The following is an 18,387-nucleotide window of genomic DNA, read 5'->3' as shown; positions in this document are numbered from 1 at the left end:
ATGGCACGGATCGCCGCAATACTGGCTTTCATGCTGGCGCTGGCCGGGATGGCCCAGGCCGAGGAGCGTTCCTCGCTGTGGCCGGACATCCCCAAGGCCAGCGGCACGCCGCACCCGGAAGGCAATGAATACTGGCGCAAGCAGCACATGGAGCTGATGAAGCACGATCGCGACGAGACCATGTACGAAGGCGATCGCCAGGTTCAGGCCAGCCTGAAGGCCTGTTTCGACTGCCATGCCGTCGAGGATGAGACCGGCACGCCGGTGACCTATGCCAGCGACAAGCATTTCTGCCGGGTCTGCCACGATTACGCGGCGGTCAAGGTGGATTGCTTCATGTGCCACCGCTCGACGCCCGACGGGGTGGATGAGGGCAGCGCCCATGCCCGGCTGATGTCCGAGCCTGAAGGCGAGACCGGGGTGAAATCCCTGTCCGCCTACCTGATGGGCAAGGCACCGAAGGCGGCGATGCGAACCAACAGCCAAGCGGAGACAGGCGAATGACGTTCCGGATGCCCGACGATACCCGGCAACCGCCCGCCCAACGGGCCGTGAACCGCGCTGAGATGACCCGCCGCGACCTGCTGCGCAGCGGTGCGGCCGTGGCCACGGCCACGCTGGCGCCCGGTGTCACCCTGATGGCTTTCGGCGGCAGCCCGGCCGAGGCCGCCGGTGCGGCCGATGCCGGCAAACGCTGGGGCCTGCTGATCGACGTGAGCAAGTGCCAGGACGGCTGCACCGATTGCATCACCGCCTGTTCCGAGGAAAACGGCTGGCATGACACCGGCCACCCGGAGACCGATGCCCAGTGGATCCGCAAGGTGACGCTGAAGAACAGCGCCACGGGTCACACGGCGGAAATGCCGGTGATGTGCCAGCATTGCGAGAGCCCGCCCTGCGTCGATGTCTGCCCGACCGGGGCCAGCTTCAAGCGCAAGGACGGGATCGTCCTGGTCGACAAGCATATCTGCATCGGCTGCCGCTATTGCATGATGGCCTGCCCGTTCAAGGCGCGGTCCTTTGTGCACGAGCCGACGGTGAACCAGAAATCCCACGCCCCGCGCGGGCAGGGCACGGTGGAAAGCTGCACGCTCTGCGTGCATCGCGTGGACAAGGGCGGCACGCCCGCCTGTGTCGAGGCCTGCGCCAAGGCAGGGCACGAGGCGATCATCTTCGGAGACCTGAAGGACCCCGAGAGCGCTATTTCGAAACGTCTGGCCGGGTACCCCTCGGTCGCCCTGCGGCCTGACCTCGATCTCAATCCCGGGGTCCGCTACAGCAATCTCGGATAAGGGGCAGGGCCATGGAACGCACGATCTATCGCGAAATCAAGGCGACGAACACAGTCTGGGGCCTGGCGATCCTGCTGGGTGCCTTCCTGGCCGGGGCTTTGGGTTCCGTGCTCTATACCGAGCATCACGGCCATATCGTGACCGGCATGACCAACCAGGTGGTCTGGGGCCTGCCGCATGTCTTTGCGATCTTCCTGATCGTCGCGGCCTCGGGTGCGCTCAATGCGGCCTCGATCGCGAGCGTTTTCGGGCAGGCGCCCTACAAGCCGATTTCGCGGCTTTCCGCGGTGCTGGCGATGTCGCTCCTGGTGGGTGGTCTTGCCATCCTGGTGCTTGACCTCGGCCGGCCCGACCGGCTTCTCGTGGCGATGACGACCTACAATTTCAAGTCGATCTTTGCCTGGAATATCTATCTTTATACCGGGTTCCTGGCCGTTGTCGGGGTGTACCTGGCGGTGCAGATGAACCGGCTGGACTACAAATACGTGCGCGTCGCCGGCACCGTGGCCTTCCTATGGCGGCTGGCGCTCACCACCGGCACGGGCTCGATCTTTGGCTGGCTGGTAGCGCGGCCCGGTTACGACGCGGCGATCATGGCGCCCTTGTTCATCGCCATGTCGTTCAGTTTCGGCCTGGCGGTGTTCATCCTGGTGATGGTGACGCTGATGAAGGTGTCGGGGCGCGAAGTGGGCTGGGGCCTGTTGCACCGGATGGGCGGCCTGTTGGCGATTTTCTGCATGGCGGTTCTCTACTTCACCGCGGTGCAGCACCTGACCGCGCTTTACGCGGCCGAGCATGCGGGCTTCGAACGGTTCATCCTGCGTGATGGCGGGCACGTGACCTTCTACTTCTGGGTGGGACAAATCCTGATCGGCGGGCTGCTTCCGATCGCGCTGATCTACCTGCCCTATATCCGCGACGCGAAATCCGAGCCGGTCTGGGCCTCGATCTTTGTGATCATCGGCGGTCTGGCGCAGGTCTATGTCATCGTCGTGGGCGGGCAGCTCTATCCGCTCGAGATGTTCCCCGGCTACGAGATCAGCTCGACCTTCAATGACGGCTCCATCGGCAGTTACGCTCCGAAATGGCCCGAGGTTCTGCTGGGGCTGGGTGGCGTGGCGATTGCGCTTCTGGCCGTGGGTGTGGCGGCCAAGATCCTGCGCATCCTGCCGACAAATCTGTCCGATGCGAATGTGCCGGAGAGCTGACCCCCTTGCAAAAGGGGGGCAAGCGCCCTTACCTGCAGCGAAGCTGAACCCCGGGAGGTTGAGATGAACGCGCAGCAACCGCATCCGTTTTCGAAATTCGTGGCCATCCTTGGCCGCGGCAAGACCAAGCAACGGCACCTGACGCTGGATGAAAGCGTCGAGGCGATGGAAATGCTGTTGCGCGACGAGGCCGTGCCCGAGCAGATCGGCGCCTTTCTGATGCTGCTGCGGCTGAAAGAGGAAGCGCCCGAAGAGATTGCCGGCTTTGCCCTTGGCACGCGCAAGACCTTTGATCTGCCTGCCGACATGCCGCATGTCGATATCGACTGGTCGTCCTATGCCGGCAAGCGCATCCAGCTGCCGTGGTTCGTGCTGTCGGTGATGGCGCTGGTCAATGCGGGCTATTCGGTCTGCATGCATGGCACCGAAGGGCACACCCCGGGCCGCGTCTATACGCGCGGCGTGCTCGAGGAGCTGGGCTTTCCGGCGGCACGCACGCTGGCCGAGGCGGCGGATCAGATCCGGGCGCGCAGGTTTGCCTATGTGCCGCTGGAGGTGATGAGCCCGACGCTGCGCCACCTGATCAACCTGCGCCCGATCTTCGGGCTGCGCAGCCCGGTTCATTCGTTCAGCCGGATGCTGAATCCGTTCGATGCGCCGACGGTGATGCAGGGCATTTTTCACCGCGGCTTCATGGATATCCATTCGGGTGCGGCGCAGCACCTGGGCATTCCCAACATGGCCGTGTTCCGTGGCGAAGGCGGCGAGATCGAACGCCGCCCGAACAAGCCGACACAGGTCTGGACCACGCATGGCAAGGATGCGCCCATCGTCGAGGAATGGCCGCAGCTTCTGCCCGAAGGGCACCAGCCGCCGGATGAAGAGATGGACACCGCGCGCCTGTTGCAGGTCTGGCGCGGCGAGATCGAGGACACCTATGCCGAGGCGACGATCACTGGCACCATCGCTGTGACGTTGCGCACCATGGGCAAGGCCGGCTCGATCGCGGAGGCCGAAGAGATGGGCCGCGCGGTCTGGGCCGCGCGCGACCGCGATTTCCTGCCCGCCAAGGCATGAGCACGCATCCCCGGTTCATGATCTCGGCGGCGCACAAGTCGTCGGGCAAGACGGTTGTTTCGGTCGGCCTGTCGGCGGCACTCCGAGCCGCGGGCGACGATCTGCAAACCTTCAAGAAGGGGCCGGATTACATCGATCCGATGTGGCTGTCCGCCGCGAGCGGGCGGCCGTGCTACAACCTTGATTTCAACGCGATGGAACGCGATGATATCGCCCGATTTTTCTGCGAAAAATCGCGGGGCCTGTCGCTGGTCGAGGCCAACAAGGGGCTGTTCGACGGGGTCGAGCCGGATGGATCGGATTCGAACGCGGCGCTGGCAAAGCTGTTGCAGCTGCCGGTGGTCCTGGTGATCGATACCCTGGGGATGAGCCGCGGGATCGCGCCCCTGCTGATGGGCTATGAGGCCTTTGACGCCGAGGTGAATATTGCCGGGGTGATCCTGAACAAGGTGGGCGGTGCGCGCCATGAAGGCAAGCTGCGGCGCGCGGTGGAAACTTACACGGACCTGCCTGTCCTGGGGGCGGTCTGGCGCAACAAGGACCTGGAAATCGGTGAGCGGCATCTGGGGTTGACCACGCCGGCGGAAACCGAGGCGCGCGACGCGGTCGTGGCGCGGATCGGTGCCGTTGTTGGAGACTCGGTTGATCTTGATCTTTTGCGGGGGCTGGCGCGGACGGCGCCGGGTCTGGATGCGTCCGCGCCACCGGGACTGATGGACAAGCCGGGCGCGGGGCTGCGGATCGGGTATGCGCGGGACGCGGCGTTTGGCTTCTACTATCCCGACGATCTCGAGGCATTCGAACGGATGGGCGCCGAGCTGGTCCCGATCGACATCATCCGCGATGCGGCGCTGCCCGCGATTGACGGGCTTTTCATCGGGGGCGGGTTTCCCGAGATGCGGGCGGCGGAGCTGTCGGCCAATGCGTCGATGCGCGCCAGCGTGAAAGCGGCGCTTGAGGCGGGGCTGCCCGCTTATGCGGAATGCGGCGGGCTGATGTATCTGAGCGAGGCGATCTGTTGGGGCGGGGAGTGCCACGACATGGTTGGCTTTATCCCGGGGCGGTCGGTGATGCATGCGCGGCCACAGGGCCGGGGATACGTGCGATACGATTGCACCGAGGCCAATCCCTGGGGCAGCGCCGGGCGTGAAATCCGTGCGCACGAGTTCCATTATGCCAGCCTGGACGGGGTGCCCGACGGGCTGACCTGGGCCCGGCGGATCACGCGGGGGCATGGCACGGACGGTGAGCGCGATGCCATCGTCAAGGCCAACACGGTGGCCGGGTTCATCCATCTGCGCAACACATCCCGGGTGCCCTGGGTGCGCGGGTTCCTGGAATTCGTGTCCCGCTGCAAGGCCGGCGGCGCGGCTTAACCCTTTTTCAGTCCGGGCGTGCAAAACTGTGCCGGCATTGGCAGGCATGGCGGCGCGAAATGGACTATGGCAACTGGCTTCGGCCGATCCTGATCATCGTGTTCCTGGCGGCCCCGGCAGTGAGTGTCCGGATTGCCAGCCACTATTCCGATGATCCCTATCTGCAGCCGCTTGCACTGACGGCGGAGGGATTGGCCGCTGCCGGGGAAGGCGAGGAGGCCGATGCGGTTGCGGTGATCGATGTGCAGGTGCTTTGGGGGCGCGACTGGGACGGGCAGATCACCCGTACGGGGCTGCGGCGCATCATCGGGCAATCGCTGAAGCGGCAGACCGACTATTTCCGCTTCAGCATTCGCGAAATGCCCGGCAACCGTGTCACCGTATCATTCGTGGTCGGGCCGAACCGGTACGGTCCTTACGCGCCCGGCGGGATGAGCGATGGCCTTCACGCGGCCCTGACGGCGCAAAGAATGGCGCACCGCAAAATCGAGTAGCCACCAAAGAAAAACCCCGCCGCGAAAGGCGGCGGGGCATCGACATCCGGTCTCAACGCGCAGCTTAGCTGCGCTTGATCTCGAACTTGTAGACATCGCCTTCCGAGGACTGGCTCAGCAGCTCGTTGCCGGTCTGGCTGCAGAAAGCCGCGAAGTCGGCAACCGAACCCGGGTCAGTGGCTTCGATGGCCAGGACCTGACCTGCGGTCATCCCCTTGAGGGCTTTCTTCGCCTTCAGAATCGGCAGCGGGCAGTTGAGGCCCTTTGCGTCCAGCATTTGATCAGCCATGTATGTCTCTCCTCTAAACTCTGGCTTTGCGAATCCTGTTCAGATGAACAGGTTGATATCCGATTTTAGCGCGGTTTCCATATAGGTTGCCGCACCCCCCAGTTCGACACCGTCGATCATGTCGTTGACGTCGTATTCGAACAGGTCGAGCGTCATCTGGCAGGCGATGATGCGCACGTCGCTTTCGACGGCGGCTTCGCGCAGGTCCTCAATCGAGGCCACGCCCTTCTTCTTCATCAGGTTCTTCATCATCTTGCCGGCCATCCCGCCGACACCCGGCAACATGCCCACGATATTGGGCATGGCAATATGCCCGCCCATCATGGGCATTTCCATCGCGGCATTGCCAAGCGGCGTGAATTTCAGGTCCAACTCTTTCTTCAGCAGCGGCAGACCGTAGAACGTGAAGAACATTGTCACGTCGACGTCCATGGCCGCTGCGGTGGTGCCGAGGATGAAGGGCGGGTAGGCCCAGTCCAGCGACCCCTTGGTAACGATGATCGACATGCTCTTGGCATTGTCCATGTCGCTGGTATCCAGCATCGCCTCTTCTCCTCCCAAAAAGGTTCCAATATTTGAATATTACAATAAGGGGCGGGAAAATCGAGTCTATCTTGCGCCGTTTTGACAGTTTCTTGCCGATTTTTGCTTGTTTTTCAGGCGGGCTTGATCCTAGACAGGCGCAGCACGGTGGAAAGGGCCTGATTTTCATGGATTTGCTGGACTTCAAAGAGAATTCGCTGAGGGCCAGTCAGCTTTTGCGTGTCATGTCCAATGAAAAACGCCTGATGATCCTGTGCAACCTTGCCGAAGGGGAATGTTCGGTCCAGCAGCTGCAGGAAGCGACCGGGTTGGGCCAGTCGACGGTGTCCCAGCAGCTGGCCGTCTTGCGCGGCGAGCGGCTGGTCAGTTACCGGCGCGAAGCACAATCGGTCTACTATGCGCTGGACAGCGACGAGGCCGGGGCGATCCTGCAAACGCTGCACGATGTGTACTGCTCCAGGGACAGCTGAGCGGCGATCCGTCATTTTGCCGCGTCTGCCCATTTTTCATTGGGTAAAACATAATCACACATGCTAATTCTTTAATCGGATGACCCGGCGTCAAGACCGGGCCCGACAGAGAGAGGGACATGAACATGATCGAGACATGGAGAGAGGCCGCGGTCGAAAATGCGACGGCCTATATTGGGTGGGGCGGGCTGCTGATCGGCATCGTCTTTGGCGCGATCATCGCGCGTACGAATTTCTGCACCATGGGGTCCCTTTCGGACATCGCCAATTTCGGTGACTGGCGGCGATTCCGCTCGTGGCTTCTGGCCGTGGCGGTGGCCATGCTCGGGGTGCTTTGGCTCGAGCGGGCAGAACTGGCCGACATGAGCAACAGCCTCTACCTGGGGTCGCGCCTGATGGTGGGCGGCCATATCCTGGGCGGACTGGTTTTCGGAATCGGCATGGTGTTCTCGGGCGGCTGCGTTTCTAAGAACCTCGTGCGCGCGGGCTCGGGCGATTTGCGGTCGCTGATCGTGCTGTGGCTGATCGGCGGAACCGCCTACATGACCATCGGTGGGCTTTTCGCCGAAAGCCGGGTGGCCTTTACCGATGCCACGAGCATCGACCTGGCGACCGACCAGGCGCTGGACACGCTGCTGGCGGCCGCGACGGGAATGTCGGCGGGCACTGCACAGCTTCTGACCGTGGCGGTGCTGGCCGGGGGCATGATCATTTATGCCTTTGCCGACAAGCGGTTCCGCACGTCGCCGTCGCACCTGATCGCGGGAATCGGGATCGGGCTCTGCGTGACCGCGGGCTGGTTCCTGACCGCGCTGACCTTCGACGAGTTTGCCGACAACCCGACGCTGGCCTCGCTCAGCTATGTGCGGCCGGCCGGTGACAGCATCGACTATTTCATGCGCTTTACTGCGGACAAGACGCCGAGTTTTGCCGTGGCGACGACGGTGGGCGCGCTTTTGGGCGCGTTCCTGATGGCGGTGAGCCAGAAGAAATTCCATCTCGCCACCTTCTCGGATCCGGGCGACACGCTGCGCAACATGGCGGGCGCGATCCTGATGGGCTTTGGCGGGGTGACGGCGCTGGGCTGCACGATCGGGCAGGCGGTGACCGGGTTCTCGACGCTGGCGCTGGGCTCGCTCATCACCTTCATCGCCATCATCATCGGCGGGTTCATCGGCATGAAACTGATGGAACGCATGGTCTGAGCCCAAGTTTCCGAACCGTTCGTCAACGCATCGTCCCCCGGGGTTAACCGCCCCGGGGGATCGTTTTTGCGGGGGGTGATTTGCGTGCACCGTCCGGCTGACATCCGGCTGCCGGAGGATTGCGTATTGCAGCGTGGGAAAACCGGTTAACGCGGCGCACGGTGATCGGAAAGGACCGCCCTCGGGCCCCTCCCACCCACCCGACCCCGGGGCCCTCGGGCGGTCCTGGGGCGTCTGCTTTTGGGCGTTGGCGTGGTGGCGAGGGGGGGATGAGTATTTTTTCCAAGAAAGAACCCGCCGCCGAGAGAGTGTCGGCGGCGGGTCGATGTGCGGTGAGCTGCCGTGCCGGGCGCGTCAGGAGCGATCTTGCGCTCTTAGCCTTCGTCGTCTTCGGGGAAGAGACGGGCGGCCACCTGCATGGCGATCTTGCGGTAGATCTGGGCATGCGGGCTGTCGGGCTGGGAGACCACCACCGGGGTGCCGGCATCGGAATGTTCGCGGATGTCCATGTGCAGGGGCACCGCGCCCAGGAAGGGCACGCCGAGGCGGCGGGCGTCTTCCTCGGCGCCGCCATGGCCGAAGATGTCCGAGGGTTTGCCGCAATGAGGGCAGATGAACGTGCTCATGTTTTCGATGATGCCGAAGATCGGCACGTCCACGTTCTTGAACATGTTGAGGCCCTTGCGGGCGTCGATCAGCGCGAGATCCTGCGGGGTGGAGACGATGATCGCACCGTTCAGGGGCGTCTGCTGGGCCATGGTCAGCTGCGCGTCGCCGGTGCCCGGCGGCATGTCGAGCACAAGCACGTCGAGATCGCCCCAGTTCACCTCGCGCGTGAGCTGCATCAGCGCCGAAACGACCATCGGGCCACGCCAGATGAGCGGGTTTTCCTCTTCCATGAAGAAGCCCATCGACATGACCTTGATGCCGTATTGTTCGACCGGGTAGACGACATCGCCTTCAATCCGGGGGTGTTCGTGGATGCCGAGCAGCTTGGGCATCGACGGGCCGTAGATATCGGCATCGAGCAGGCCGACCTTGAAGCCGAGCCCCGAGAGCGCCAGCGCGAGGTTGGTGGAGGTGGTGGATTTGCCCACGCCGCCCTTGCCCGAGGCGACGGCGATGATGGTTTTGATGCCGGGGATTGGCGCCATTTCGGGGCGTTTGTCCTCGCCTTTCGCCTCGGTCGGGCGCTTTTTCAGGCGTGGCGGTTCGGGCGCGGCGGGGGCCGGGCGGTCGGCGGTGAGAACGACGAGGAGGTTTTCCACGCCCTCGACCGGCTTGATCTTTTCCTCGATCGCCTTTTGCAGCTCCGACAGGTCGCCCTCGAATTTGTCGGGGACGTGGACGGGGATGATGACCTTGCCGTCCTCGACCGAAATCTCGCGTTCGACGATCATGCCGGACATGACCAGATCGGGGTGGACGCCCTTGACGGGGATGGTTTGCAGGCGGCTGACGATGACTTTCTTCATGGTCCGTCTCTCTTTCGTTCGCGCGTAAAAGAAAAGGCCGGGCCCGGTATTTGGATTGGGGCCCGGCCTGATATGCGGGGTGGGTTACTTGCCGTAGTAGAGGCGCACCACGTGGGCGGCCTCGGCGAAGAACAGCCAGCGGGCCGCGAGCAGGCCGAGGATGTGCAGCGCGATCAGCGGCACCGCTAGGGCATGGCCGTTCGGCAGCAGCAGGATCATGATCACCGGCAGCAGCACCGCGCAGATCAGCGCGACGGCGCGCAGCTTGACAGCGTGCTTGCGCCCGACGGTGTAGGCCATTTCCTTCAGCAGGTAGTTCTGCCCGGAATGCGGCGGTTCGAGCAGCCGGGTCTTGCCGATGCGGCCGAGGCCGGTGGCGGTTTCCAGCGTGCTGTCGCCGGTGGCGCCCTTGGCGTCGCCCTGCATCCAGGCCAGCACCTGCACCACGCCGAGCACGACGAGGAAGGCCGCCGCGGCGTGGACCTGACCTGCGAAGAGGCCACCGCCGCCGATCGAGAACAGCAGGAACAGGATCGGGGTAAGCGGCGTGTTCCAGCGCGGCACGGTCTTGAGCTGGGTGTAGATCATCGAGGTGGTGAACACGGTCACCATCGCGAAGAGCGCGCCCAGAAGGCCCAGCGGCCGGAGCGTCGTGTCGAGGAAGACCTGGCCGAACGCATAGGGGGCCAAGGTCAGCAGGGTGATCACCGCCATGATGCCTTCGCGCGACAGCCACGACGAGCGCCACTGCGAGAACGCCTTGACCGCGTTCTTCTTGTTGCCGAGGTGAAAGACCGAGCTGACCAGACCGCCGACGGCCATGCCGTAGCCCAGCAGGTACATGAAGAAGGCGGTCCAGCCGGTGACGGTGGGCAGGCCGAGGCCGAGCCAAGCCAACAGGCCGAAGCCGAGACCGGAGAACGCGGTGAAGAAGATAACTGAGGGTGCGGGATGCATCAGATCGCCTCCAGTGCCTTGTCGAGCCACGCGAGGAAGCCCTTGGGTTCTTTGTTCTCACCGTTCAGCGCGGCGTCCGAGGGGACGTCCTTGGGCCGCGGCGGCAGGTACTTGTTCACGGGCGCGGTGCCCATTTCCGGCATCAGGTCGATGCCGCCACGCTCGGCCACCAGCTTCGAGACGTTCGAGTTGGGGTCCGCGAAATCGCCGAAATGGCGGGCGCCGGCGGGGCAGGTGCGCACGCAGGCGGGCACGCGGTCTTCCTCGGGCAGGTTCTCGTTATAGATGCGGTCGACGCAGAGGGTGCATTTCTTCATCACCCCGGCCAGCGCATCCAGTTCGCGCGCGCCGTAGGGGCAGGCCCAGGCGCAGAGGCCGCAGCCCATGCAATCGTTTTCGTTGACCAGCACGATGCCGTCTTCGGTGCGCTTGTAGCTGGCCCCGGTGGGGCAGACGGTGACGCAGGGCGCATCATCGCAGTGCAGGCAGGATTTCGGGAAGTGAATGGTCTGCGAGCAGCCGCCGCCCGAGGGTTGCGCCTCGAACGTGTGGACGCGGTTGAGGAAGGAGCCGTGCGGTTCCGCCCCATAGGCGTCTTCATCCGAGAGCGGCACGCCGTAGTTCGAGGTGTTCCATTCCTTGCAGTTCACCACGCAGGCATGACAGCCGACGCAGGTATCAAGGTCTATGGCGAGGCCGAGTTTCTTTTCGGTCGAGGTGGGTAGGGTGGTCATTTGAACTCCTCCCCGTAGGCGATGTCTTTGGGGCCCTGGCCCACCGGCGATTTCGAGGCCGGCAGGGCCGGCTCGGATACGTGTTCGCCCGGTGGGGCCTTTTCGATCTTCACCCGCAGATCGAACCAGGCAGCCTGGCCGGTGACGGGATCGGAGTTGGCCCAGCGGCGGCCATCGCCCTTGGGCGGCAAGAGTTCGTTGATGAGGTGGTTGAGCAGGAAGCCCTTGGTGGCCTCTTGCGCATCCTCGCTGAGCGCCCAGGCGCCGCGCTTCTTGCCGATGGCGTTCCAGGTCCAGACGGTGTTTTCGTTGAGCGCGTCCATCCGGGCGACCTGGCACTTGATCTTGCCATGGGTCGAGGTGACGTAGGCCCAGTTCTCCTCTTCGGTAAAGCCCTTCTCGTCCCAGATCTTGCCGGGGATGTAGAGCTTGTTCACGCCGGTGATCTGGCGCAGCCACGCGTTCTGCGAGCCCCAGGAGTGATACATGTGCATCGGGCGCTGGGTGAGGGCGTGGATCGGGTATTCGTCCTTGTTTACGGCGGCCTCCTCGAACGGTTCATACCATTCGGGCAGGGGGGTCATCGTGGCTTTCACGCGGTCACGCAGGTGATCGGGCGGCTGGATGTCGCCGTGGCCTTCGGCCGCGCGCTGCAATTTGCGCATCGGTTCGAGGTAGAGGTTGAACACGTAGGGCGCGGCGGCGTCGAAGAGGCCGATTTCCACCGCCCAATCCTGGTAATGCTGGTTCCAGGGTTTGTAGAACTGGGCATTTTCCGGGATGTGGTTGATCCAGAATCCGCCGTTGTCGATATAGGCCTGGATCTGGTTGGGGTTCGGCTCTCCGCGGCCGTTCTTGTCGCCGTTGGGGCCACGGAAACCCGCGAGGGGGCCGACGCCGGGGCGGCGTTCGTGGTTCTGGATGTAATCGGCGTAGTCGGCGTATTTCTGGCTGCCGTCGTCGTTGACAAAACCGGGCAGGCCCAGCTTGGCCCCCAGATCGCAAAGCGCCGACTGGAAGCCTTTCACGTCGCGATCCGGCTCGACCACTGGCCAGCGGATGCTATCGGCGGCGGCCTCGGCCTCGCAGATCGGGCGGTCGAGCAGGCTGATGCAGTCGTGCCGTTCCAGGTAGGTGGTATCGGGCAGCACGAGATCGGCATAGGCCACGGTTTCCGAGCTGTAGGCATCGGAATAGATGAAATGCGGGATCACGTAGTCGCCGTTTTCGTCCTTGTCGGTCAGCATCTTGATGACCTCGGACGTGTTCATCGTCGAGTTCCAGGCCATGTTGGCCATGTACATGAAGAGCGTGTCGATCTTGTAGGGATCCCCCGCGTAGGCGTTGGAGATGACCATGTGCATCAGGCCATGCGCCGAGAACGGGTTTTCCCAGGTATAGGCCTTGTCGATACGCTTGGCCGAGCCGTCTTCGTTGATGAGGAGGTGTTCCGGGCCCAGCGGATAGCCCAGGTGAGGCCCGTCGAGCGGTTTGCCGGGTTGCACGCCCGCATGCGGTTTGGGGTGCGCCTCGGGCGGTTTGGGGTAGGGCGGCTTGAAGCGGAAGCCGCCGGGCACCTCGACCGAACCCAGCAGGATCTGCAGGATGTGCAGCGCGCGGCAGGTCTGGAAGCCGTTGGAGTGGGCCGAGATTCCGCGCATCGCGTGGAAGGAGACGGGGCGGCCCGTCATCGTCTTGTGTTTTTCGCCCTTCCAGTCGGTCCATTCGACATCGAGGGTGATTTCCTCTTCAAAGGCGACACGGGCCAGTTCGGCGGCGGTGGCCTTGATCTTCTGCGCGCTCAGCCCGCACTGATCGGCGATCTTTTCGGGCGCATAGGCGTCATCGAGGTATTTCTCGGCCAGCAGCTGGAAGGCGGGCTTGTAGGTGACGCCGCCCTTGCGCAGGTGCGCGGCGAGGTCCGGCTTCACGCCTTTCTTGTCATACTTGGCCGGTTTGCCGGTGGCGCGATCGATCACCTGGGGTGTGCCGTCCTTGTCGCGCAGGAAAAGGCCGTAATCGGCATCGTCGGGATTGTCGTTCACCAAAAAGCCCGCGTTGGTGTAGCGGCTGAGATAGTTCAGGTCGACCTTGCCGGCCTTCAGCAACTCGTGGATCATCGCGAGGATGAAGAGCGCGTCGGTGCCGGGCGTGATGCCGATCCAGTCGTCGGCCACGGCGTTGTAGCCCGATCGGATCGGGTTCACGCCGATGACGCGGCCGCCATTGCCCTTCATCTTGCCGATGCCGATCTTGATCGGGTTGCTGTCGTGGTCCTCGGCCACGCCGAAGATCATGAAGAGTTTCGTGCGGTCCCAGTCGGGCTGACCGAATTCCCAGAAGGCGCCGCCCATCGTGTAGATGCCAGCGGCGGCCATGTTGACCGAGCAGAAGCCGCCATGCGCGGCATAGTTCGGAGTACCGAAGGCCTGGGCCCAGAAGGATGTGAAGGATTGCGACTGGTCGCGGCCGGTGAAGAAGGCCAGTTTCTCCGGCGCGGTTTCACGCAGGGGAGCAAGCCAGCCCGCGGCGATCTCGTAGGCCTCGTCCCAGCTGATCTCCTGAAACTCGCCCGAGCCGCGGGGGCCGGTGCGTTTGAGGGGCTTGCGCAGGCGCGAGGGGGCGTAATGCTGCATGATGCCGGCCGAGCCCTTGGCACAGAGCACACCCTGGTTGACCGGGTGATCGCGGTTGCCCTCGATATATTTGACCTTGCCGTTCTCGAGGTGGACGTTGATGCCGCATCTGCACGCGCACATGTAGCATGTCGTCTTGCGCACCTCGTCCGAAACCTTGGGGGAGGGGCGCGGCGCCACCTTCGTATCAGTCATGTTCATGCCCTGTTTTTCAGCTTTGGTATCTTTATATTTGCATATGACGATAAGTTAAGCGGTTAACACCGCAAGTTCCAAATGATTAGTTGACGCAGACCAGCGGATAAACCCGGGAAACGGGCCTGCCCACGGAAAACCGGGCCGGACAGGCGTATTTCGGCATGGATTTCGCACCGCGCGGCAGGAGCGCTGCGAAGGAAGCGCGAAATGCGGCGGAAAGGCGGCAGTGATTCGGCAAAATCTGGTTAAAAGGCGAATCGATTTTCCGGAAAATCCGGGAGAATGGGCTGGCAGAAGCGCAGCCGGATATCGCGGGCACTCGCCCGGGGCGTGTCGGGTCGATGGCAGCTGGAATGTTCGCGGCGGTGCAGCAAGCAGGGGGCGATGCATGCTGAAAGTGGTGAGCTATGCACCGAAAACATCCACCGGATGCGGCGCCGAAGGCCGTAGAATTCTTGTGCGAATTTAGGTGTTTAGGGGAAAAATACTGCGCGACTGTTTCTTGTGACGCCAATCTTGGAAATTTCCCCCTTTATTGTTTCTGCGTGTGCATCAATCTTTTGGGTGGCTGCATGGTGCGCGGGGCGCGGGCGCAGAGGGCTGCGTTGCACCGGGCGCATGGGCCAGGAAGGCAAAGATTGTCGAGACCATCGCGAGACAGTCTTCCGCACGGGCCAGGGGCCATCGCTCATAGGTTGAGCGGATTTTTGCCGAATTGACGGAAAGGTAGCGCAGGGCGTAACATGAATTTGTCCAAGAGCTGGCAACACGACCATGCCGAAATCGCGTAAGGGGCTGTCGCGATAAGGCCTGTCAGGGGCGGGACCGGAAACGACCGCAGGTTCGTAATGCGGCGTTTACGAAGGGAAAAAACGGCCCTGCTGCCAATTGGTTAGTAGAGAGCGAAAGACAAACCGCATGCTTTTGCGGTGGCCTGTCCGTGTGGGGCGGGGAAGGGAATTTGGTGCTTGTTGCCTGCGCATGTATCGCGCGCCACTTGGGGAAAATATCGTGAGCCAACGCACGAGTGAGACATTCGATGTCGGCAAGCTGAAACGGCTGGTCGATGCGGAGTTACCGGCCCAGCGCGGGCGGGCGGCCTATCGTAGAGGCGTGAAGCGGGCGCTGGATATCATGATCGTCCTGATCGCGGCTGTACCTACGATCGCGATCCTGCTGCCGCTCACGGCGATCATCGCGCTGGATGGACGTTCACCTATTTACGTACAGAAAAGGCTGGGCCGCAATGGCCGGCAATTCCGGATGTTCAAGCTGCGTTCGATGGTGGCCGGGGCGGATGAGGTGCTGGAGTCCTACCTGGCGCGCAATCCCGAGGCGCGGGCCGAGTGGGACCGGACGCAGAAGCTCAAGGCCGATCCGCGGATCACCGTCTTTGGCCAGTTCATCCGCAAGAGCTCGCTCGACGAGCTGCCGCAACTGCTCAACGTGCTGCTGGGTGACATGTCGATCGTGGGACCGCGCCCGATGATGGTTGAGCAGAAGGATCTCTATCCCGGGGCTGCCTATTACGAGATGCGCCCGGGCATCACCGGGTTCTGGCAGGTGAGCGAGCGCAACGAGACCTCGTTTTCCGAGCGCGCGGTCTATGACACGAACTATTTCCGGCAGATGTCGCTGATGACCGACCTGCGCGTGCTGGCCGCCACGGTGAAAGTGATGCTGCGCGGCACCGGTTACTGAGCGCGTTTTTCCGCCAGTTTTTCCCGCATGACCGCAATGGCCGCACCCGCCCAGGCACGCCAGTTGAGCCGGGTTTCGTATTCGCGCCGCGCGGTCTGGCGCAGCGCGTCATAGGCGGCGGGATCGGCGGCATACCCCATCACCACATCGGCGAAATCCGACGGCGTTGACTCTTTGGGCAGGGCACGGCCGTTGATGCCGTCGCGCACCGGCACGCCACCGACATCCAGGCACAGTGACGGCAGGCCGAAGGCCGAGGCTTCGCAGAAGGCGAAGCCGTAGCTTTCGAAGCTGGGCTGGACCAGGAAATGCGCCGCCCGCATAGCTGCGTCAAAGCGCCGGGCCTGGTCCGGGTCGGACTTGTCGAGCGGGCCGAGCAGGGTGACCTGTTCGTTCAGGTGGAAATCGGGCGGGGTGCAGCCGATCACCGTCAGCCGGGCGTCGAGGCCACGGGCGCGCAATGCCTGCATGGTGTCGAAGGCCACCGGCCCGCCCTTGGCAAACCAGTCACGCGCCACGACCAGCAGATGCAGCGGCGCGCCGGGCCCCGGCGCGGGCGGCGCGGCGCCGGGGCCCGGATCAGCGACATTCGCGCCCCAGGGCAGGACATGGGCTTTGCCGCTGGGCAGGTCATAGAGCGCATCGGCCCGGGATTTCAGCCAGTCCGACGGCCACAGGAGCAGGTCGGTGGCGTTGAAGATGCGCCGCTCGGCCCGCAATGTCAGCGGATCGAGCAACTGCCGCGAGACCCAGGACGAGCCGAAGCTCTGCCCGATTTCCGAGCGTTTGTAGACGGTTGGCGTGGCGTCCGAGGTGAAGACGCTGAGCGTGCCGGGCGGCGGCGCGATGCGTGACATCGACTGGAAGGCATAGGCGCCGAAAACCACATCGAATCCGCCTTCGGCCAGCTGGCGGTTGAGCGGTGCCGCGATGATGCGGGCCAGCGCCAGATGCGCCCGCCAGCGCAGCCTGAGCTGCGCGGCATCCGACAGCGCATATATCGCGCGTCGGGTGGGCTCGGCCAGGCCCCAGCTTTGCGGCAGGATCGTCAGATCGGCATGATCCGAGAGCGCACCGAAAATGCGCGCGTTGCCGCCCGAGTAGGGCTGCGCGTGTTCGGGGCTGATGTCGCACAGATAGGCGATTTTCAGCGGGCGTTCGGAACTCATCTTGGCGGTGGCACCCTGCAAATTGCGATGACCGGAAACAAACCAGCCCCAGTAGGCCAGAATTCGGGGAATTGTTGGCCATTCCGTGACAAATGGGAAGGAAGAACAGGACAGCCGGCTAAATCACTGATAGGATTGGGCAAGTTGATGAGCAGCCGGGGTTCGAAACCCATTCATGCCGAATACGCTCGCCTATCTGGTGCTGGCCGCCTGGCCGCTGATGACGATCGTGATTTTCCGCCGTCTCGATATCGGGCGCGCGGTGATCTGGTCGTTGCTGCTGGCTTATCTCTTTCTGCCGCCACCGCCGGCGGTGTTCGACTTTCCGCTGATGCCGCCCCTTTCTAAGGAAACGCTGCCGTCGATCAGCGCGTTCCTGGTGGTGCTGGCAATGCGCGGGCGCGATCTGCAGATTTTCCCGCGCTCGACCGTGGCACGGATCCTGATGGCGATTTTCGTGCTCAGCCCGCTGGCCACGGTGCTGACCAATGGCGAGCCGGTTTCCTATGGCGCGGTCGGCCTGCCCGGGCTGCGCCTGATTGAGGCGGCCGCGCTGATGGTGAACCAGGCGATGCTGCTGATGCCCTTCGTGCTGGCGCGCAGTTTCCTGACAGGTGAAGACGACCATAGGGATCTGCTGATCGCGCTGGTGGCGACGGGGCTGGTCTATTCGGTGCTGATGCTGATCGAGGTGCGGCTGAGCCCGCAGCTCAATATCTGGATCTACGGCTATTTCCAGCACGTCTTCGACCAGATGGTGCGGTTTGGCGGTTTCCGGCCCATCGTGTTCCTGTATCACGGGCTGTGGGTGGCGTTTTTCGCGCTGATGGTGGTGGCGGCCGCGGCGGCGCTGTTTCGCGAAAGTGCGAGCAAGAACAAGGGCTACCTGATGGTCGGCACGGCCTATCTCTGGGCGGTTCTGGTGCTGTGCAAATCGGTGGCCTCGATCGCCTATTCGCTGGTCCTGGTGCCGCTGATCCTGTTTGGCAGCAAGATGCTGCAGTTCCGCGTGGCCGCCCTGCTGGCGTTCCTGGCGATCGCCTATCCGGTGCTCAAGGGCAACGGCCTCATTCCGACCGATTTCCTGCTGAGCCAGGCCGCCAGCATCGACCCGGATCGCGCCGCTTCGCTGGAATTCCGGTTCCATAACGAGGACATCCTGATGGACCGCGCCTATGAAAAGCCGGTGTTCGGATGGGGCAGCTGGGGGCGCAACCATATCCTGGATCCCGTCTCGGGGCAGATCCTGACGGTGACCGACGGCCGCTGGGTGATCACCATCGGCGTGTTCGGCTGGGTCGGTTTCTTCGCCGAGTTCGCACTGCTGGCCTGGCCGCTCTACATCCTCGCGGCCCGCAGTTTCAACCTGCGCGACCCCAGGGTACTGTCGCCCTGGCTGGGTCCATTGTCGCTGATCCTTGCCTTCAACCTCTTCGATCTCTTGCCCAATGCCACGATCACCACGCTGACATGGCTGATGTCGGGGGCGCTTCTGGGATATCTTGAGGGCGAAGGCCTGCGCAGCAGGTGCCGCAAGGCGGCGCTGCAATCGGTGATGTGAGT

At 63.4% G+C, this 18,387-nt stretch carries 17 protein-coding genes; 10 read left to right on the top strand and 7 right to left on the bottom strand.

Annotation, left to right across the window (positions count from 1 at the left end; translation table 11 throughout):
* The 6 genes from E0501_RS15550 (at nucleotide 1) to E0501_RS15525 (ending at nucleotide 5,447) form a co-directional block, all read left to right on the top strand.
* Complete coding sequence (locus E0501_RS15550) at nucleotides 1-504, top strand: hypothetical protein (protein ID WP_137702286.1); 504 nt, start codon at nucleotides 1-3, stop codon at nucleotides 502-504.
* Nucleotides 501-1,292 carry a sulfate reduction electron transfer complex DsrMKJOP subunit DsrO gene (dsrO, locus tag E0501_RS15545; protein WP_205123506.1) on the top strand — a complete coding sequence of 264 codons (792 nt, stop codon included), beginning with the start codon at nucleotides 501-503 and terminating at the stop codon, nucleotides 1,290-1,292. The genes E0501_RS15550 and dsrO overlap by 4 nt, the downstream gene beginning before the upstream one ends.
* Nucleotides 1,293-1,303: 11 nt before the next feature.
* Nucleotides 1,304-2,500, top strand: a complete 1,197-nt coding sequence (gene nrfD / locus E0501_RS15540; protein WP_137702285.1) for an NrfD/PsrC family molybdoenzyme membrane anchor subunit — start codon at nucleotides 1,304-1,306, stop codon at nucleotides 2,498-2,500.
* Nucleotides 2,501-2,563: 63 nt separating this feature from the next.
* Entirely contained in the window at nucleotides 2,564-3,577 is a 1,014-nt protein-coding gene (locus E0501_RS15535; protein ID WP_137702284.1) for a glycosyl transferase family protein, read from the top strand.
* Nucleotides 3,574-4,953 (top strand): cobyrinate a,c-diamide synthase, encoded by a 1,380-nt coding sequence (locus tag E0501_RS15530; protein WP_137702283.1) that lies wholly within the window; start codon nucleotides 3,574-3,576, stop codon nucleotides 4,951-4,953. Before E0501_RS15535 ends, E0501_RS15530 begins: the two co-directional genes overlap by 4 nt.
* Before the next feature lie 59 nt (nucleotides 4,954-5,012).
* The gene (locus tag E0501_RS15525) at nucleotides 5,013-5,447 is read left to right on the top strand and encodes a hypothetical protein (protein WP_137702282.1); all 435 of its coding nucleotides are present in this window, start codon (nucleotides 5,013-5,015) and stop codon (nucleotides 5,445-5,447) included.
* Nucleotides 5,448-5,511: 64 nt separating this feature from the next.
* Here the strand turns inward: E0501_RS15525 and E0501_RS15520 are convergent, their stop codons facing one another.
* Nucleotides 5,512-5,736 (bottom strand): sulfurtransferase TusA family protein, encoded by a 225-nt coding sequence (locus tag E0501_RS15520; protein WP_137702281.1) that lies wholly within the window; start codon nucleotides 5,734-5,736, stop codon nucleotides 5,512-5,514.
* Between the two features lie 39 nt (nucleotides 5,737-5,775).
* Nucleotides 5,776-6,279, bottom strand: coding sequence for a sulfur carrier protein DsrE2 (gene dsrE2 / locus E0501_RS15515; protein WP_235857876.1), 504 nt, complete (start codon nucleotides 6,277-6,279; stop codon nucleotides 5,776-5,778).
* A 167-nt stretch (nucleotides 6,280-6,446) separates the two neighbouring features.
* Between dsrE2 and E0501_RS15510 the strand changes: the two genes are divergently transcribed.
* A complete protein-coding gene (locus tag E0501_RS15510; RefSeq protein ID WP_137702280.1) occupies nucleotides 6,447-6,749 on the top strand; it encodes an ArsR/SmtB family transcription factor in 303 nt (100 codons plus the stop codon).
* Between the two features lie 125 nt (nucleotides 6,750-6,874).
* A complete protein-coding gene (locus tag E0501_RS15505) occupies nucleotides 6,875-7,954 on the top strand; it encodes a YeeE/YedE family protein (RefSeq protein ID WP_161594634.1) in 1,080 nt (359 codons plus the stop codon).
* Between the two features lie 374 nt (nucleotides 7,955-8,328).
* Here the strand turns inward: E0501_RS15505 and E0501_RS15500 are convergent, their stop codons facing one another.
* The 4 genes from E0501_RS15500 to E0501_RS15485 form a co-directional block, all read right to left on the bottom strand.
* On the bottom strand, nucleotides 8,329-9,429 hold the full coding sequence (locus tag E0501_RS15500; RefSeq protein WP_137702278.1) for an Mrp/NBP35 family ATP-binding protein: 1,101 nt from the start codon (nucleotides 9,427-9,429) through the stop codon (nucleotides 8,329-8,331).
* 84 nt (nucleotides 9,430-9,513) lie between these two features.
* Nucleotides 9,514-10,386 (bottom strand): dimethyl sulfoxide reductase anchor subunit family protein, encoded by an 873-nt coding sequence (locus E0501_RS15495; RefSeq protein WP_137702277.1) that lies wholly within the window; start codon nucleotides 10,384-10,386, stop codon nucleotides 9,514-9,516.
* Entirely contained in the window at nucleotides 10,386-11,120 is a 735-nt protein-coding gene (locus tag E0501_RS15490; RefSeq protein ID WP_137702276.1) for a 4Fe-4S dicluster domain-containing protein, read from the bottom strand. Before E0501_RS15490 ends, E0501_RS15495 begins: the two co-directional genes overlap by 1 nt.
* Nucleotides 11,117-13,951, bottom strand: a complete 2,835-nt coding sequence (locus E0501_RS15485) for a molybdopterin oxidoreductase family protein (protein WP_137702275.1) — start codon at nucleotides 13,949-13,951, stop codon at nucleotides 11,117-11,119. Before E0501_RS15485 ends, E0501_RS15490 begins: the two co-directional genes overlap by 4 nt.
* 1,014 nt (nucleotides 13,952-14,965) lie before the next feature.
* Between E0501_RS15485 and E0501_RS15480 the strand changes: the two genes are divergently transcribed.
* Nucleotides 14,966-15,655 (top strand): sugar transferase, encoded by a 690-nt coding sequence (locus tag E0501_RS15480; protein ID WP_407943444.1) that lies wholly within the window; start codon nucleotides 14,966-14,968, stop codon nucleotides 15,653-15,655.
* Here the strand turns inward: E0501_RS15480 and E0501_RS15475 are convergent.
* Entirely contained in the window at nucleotides 15,649-16,824 is a 1,176-nt protein-coding gene (locus E0501_RS15475) for a glycosyltransferase family 4 protein (RefSeq protein ID WP_137702273.1), read from the bottom strand. The two genes, E0501_RS15480 and E0501_RS15475, sit on opposite strands and share 7 nt — an antisense overlap.
* Nucleotides 16,825-16,999: 175 nt before the next feature.
* On the opposite strand from E0501_RS15475, the gene E0501_RS15470 reads away from it, so the two are divergent.
* Complete coding sequence (locus E0501_RS15470) at nucleotides 17,000-18,385, top strand: hypothetical protein (protein ID WP_137702272.1); 1,386 nt, start codon at nucleotides 17,000-17,002, stop codon at nucleotides 18,383-18,385.
* Nucleotides 18,386-18,387: the final 2 nt, after the last annotated feature.

Origin of the sequence: Marimonas lutisalis (genome assembly GCF_005434965.1) — a bacterium.
Lineage (GTDB): Bacteria > Pseudomonadota > Alphaproteobacteria > Rhodobacterales > Rhodobacteraceae > Marimonas_A > Marimonas_A lutisalis.
The sequence above is the reverse complement of the archived record's forward strand: the minus strand, read 5'-3'. Positions and strand labels throughout refer to the sequence as shown.

Coding starts and splice junctions, on each gene's coding strand:
- E0501_RS15495 (WP_137702277.1), bottom strand. CDS start 10,386: ATGCATCCCGCACCCTCAGTTATCTTCTTCACCGCGTTCTCCGGTCTC.
- E0501_RS15475 (WP_137702273.1), bottom strand. CDS start 16,824: ATGAGTTCCGAACGCCCGCTGAAAATCGCCTATCTGTGCGACATCAGC.
- dsrO (WP_205123506.1), top strand. CDS start 501: ATGACGTTCCGGATGCCCGACGATACCCGGCAACCGCCCGCCCAACGG.
- E0501_RS15490 (WP_137702276.1), bottom strand. CDS start 11,120: ATGACCACCCTACCCACCTCGACCGAAAAGAAACTCGGCCTCGCCATA.
- E0501_RS15500 (WP_137702278.1), bottom strand. CDS start 9,429: ATGAAGAAAGTCATCGTCAGCCGCCTGCAAACCATCCCCGTCAAGGGC.
- E0501_RS15470 (WP_137702272.1), top strand. CDS start 17,000: ATGCCGAATACGCTCGCCTATCTGGTGCTGGCCGCCTGGCCGCTGATG.
- nrfD (WP_137702285.1), top strand. CDS start 1,304: ATGGAACGCACGATCTATCGCGAAATCAAGGCGACGAACACAGTCTGG.
- dsrE2 (WP_235857876.1), bottom strand. CDS start 6,279: ATGCTGGATACCAGCGACATGGACAATGCCAAGAGCATGTCGATCATC.
- E0501_RS15550 (WP_137702286.1), top strand. CDS start 1: ATGGCACGGATCGCCGCAATACTGGCTTTCATGCTGGCGCTGGCCGGG.
- E0501_RS15505 (WP_161594634.1), top strand. CDS start 6,875: ATGATCGAGACATGGAGAGAGGCCGCGGTCGAAAATGCGACGGCCTAT.
- E0501_RS15485 (WP_137702275.1), bottom strand. CDS start 13,951: ATGACTGATACGAAGGTGGCGCCGCGCCCCTCCCCCAAGGTTTCGGAC.
- E0501_RS15520 (WP_137702281.1), bottom strand. CDS start 5,736: ATGGCTGATCAAATGCTGGACGCAAAGGGCCTCAACTGCCCGCTGCCG.
- E0501_RS15525 (WP_137702282.1), top strand. CDS start 5,013: ATGGACTATGGCAACTGGCTTCGGCCGATCCTGATCATCGTGTTCCTG.
- E0501_RS15510 (WP_137702280.1), top strand. CDS start 6,447: ATGGATTTGCTGGACTTCAAAGAGAATTCGCTGAGGGCCAGTCAGCTT.
- E0501_RS15535 (WP_137702284.1), top strand. CDS start 2,564: ATGAACGCGCAGCAACCGCATCCGTTTTCGAAATTCGTGGCCATCCTT.
- E0501_RS15530 (WP_137702283.1), top strand. CDS start 3,574: ATGAGCACGCATCCCCGGTTCATGATCTCGGCGGCGCACAAGTCGTCG.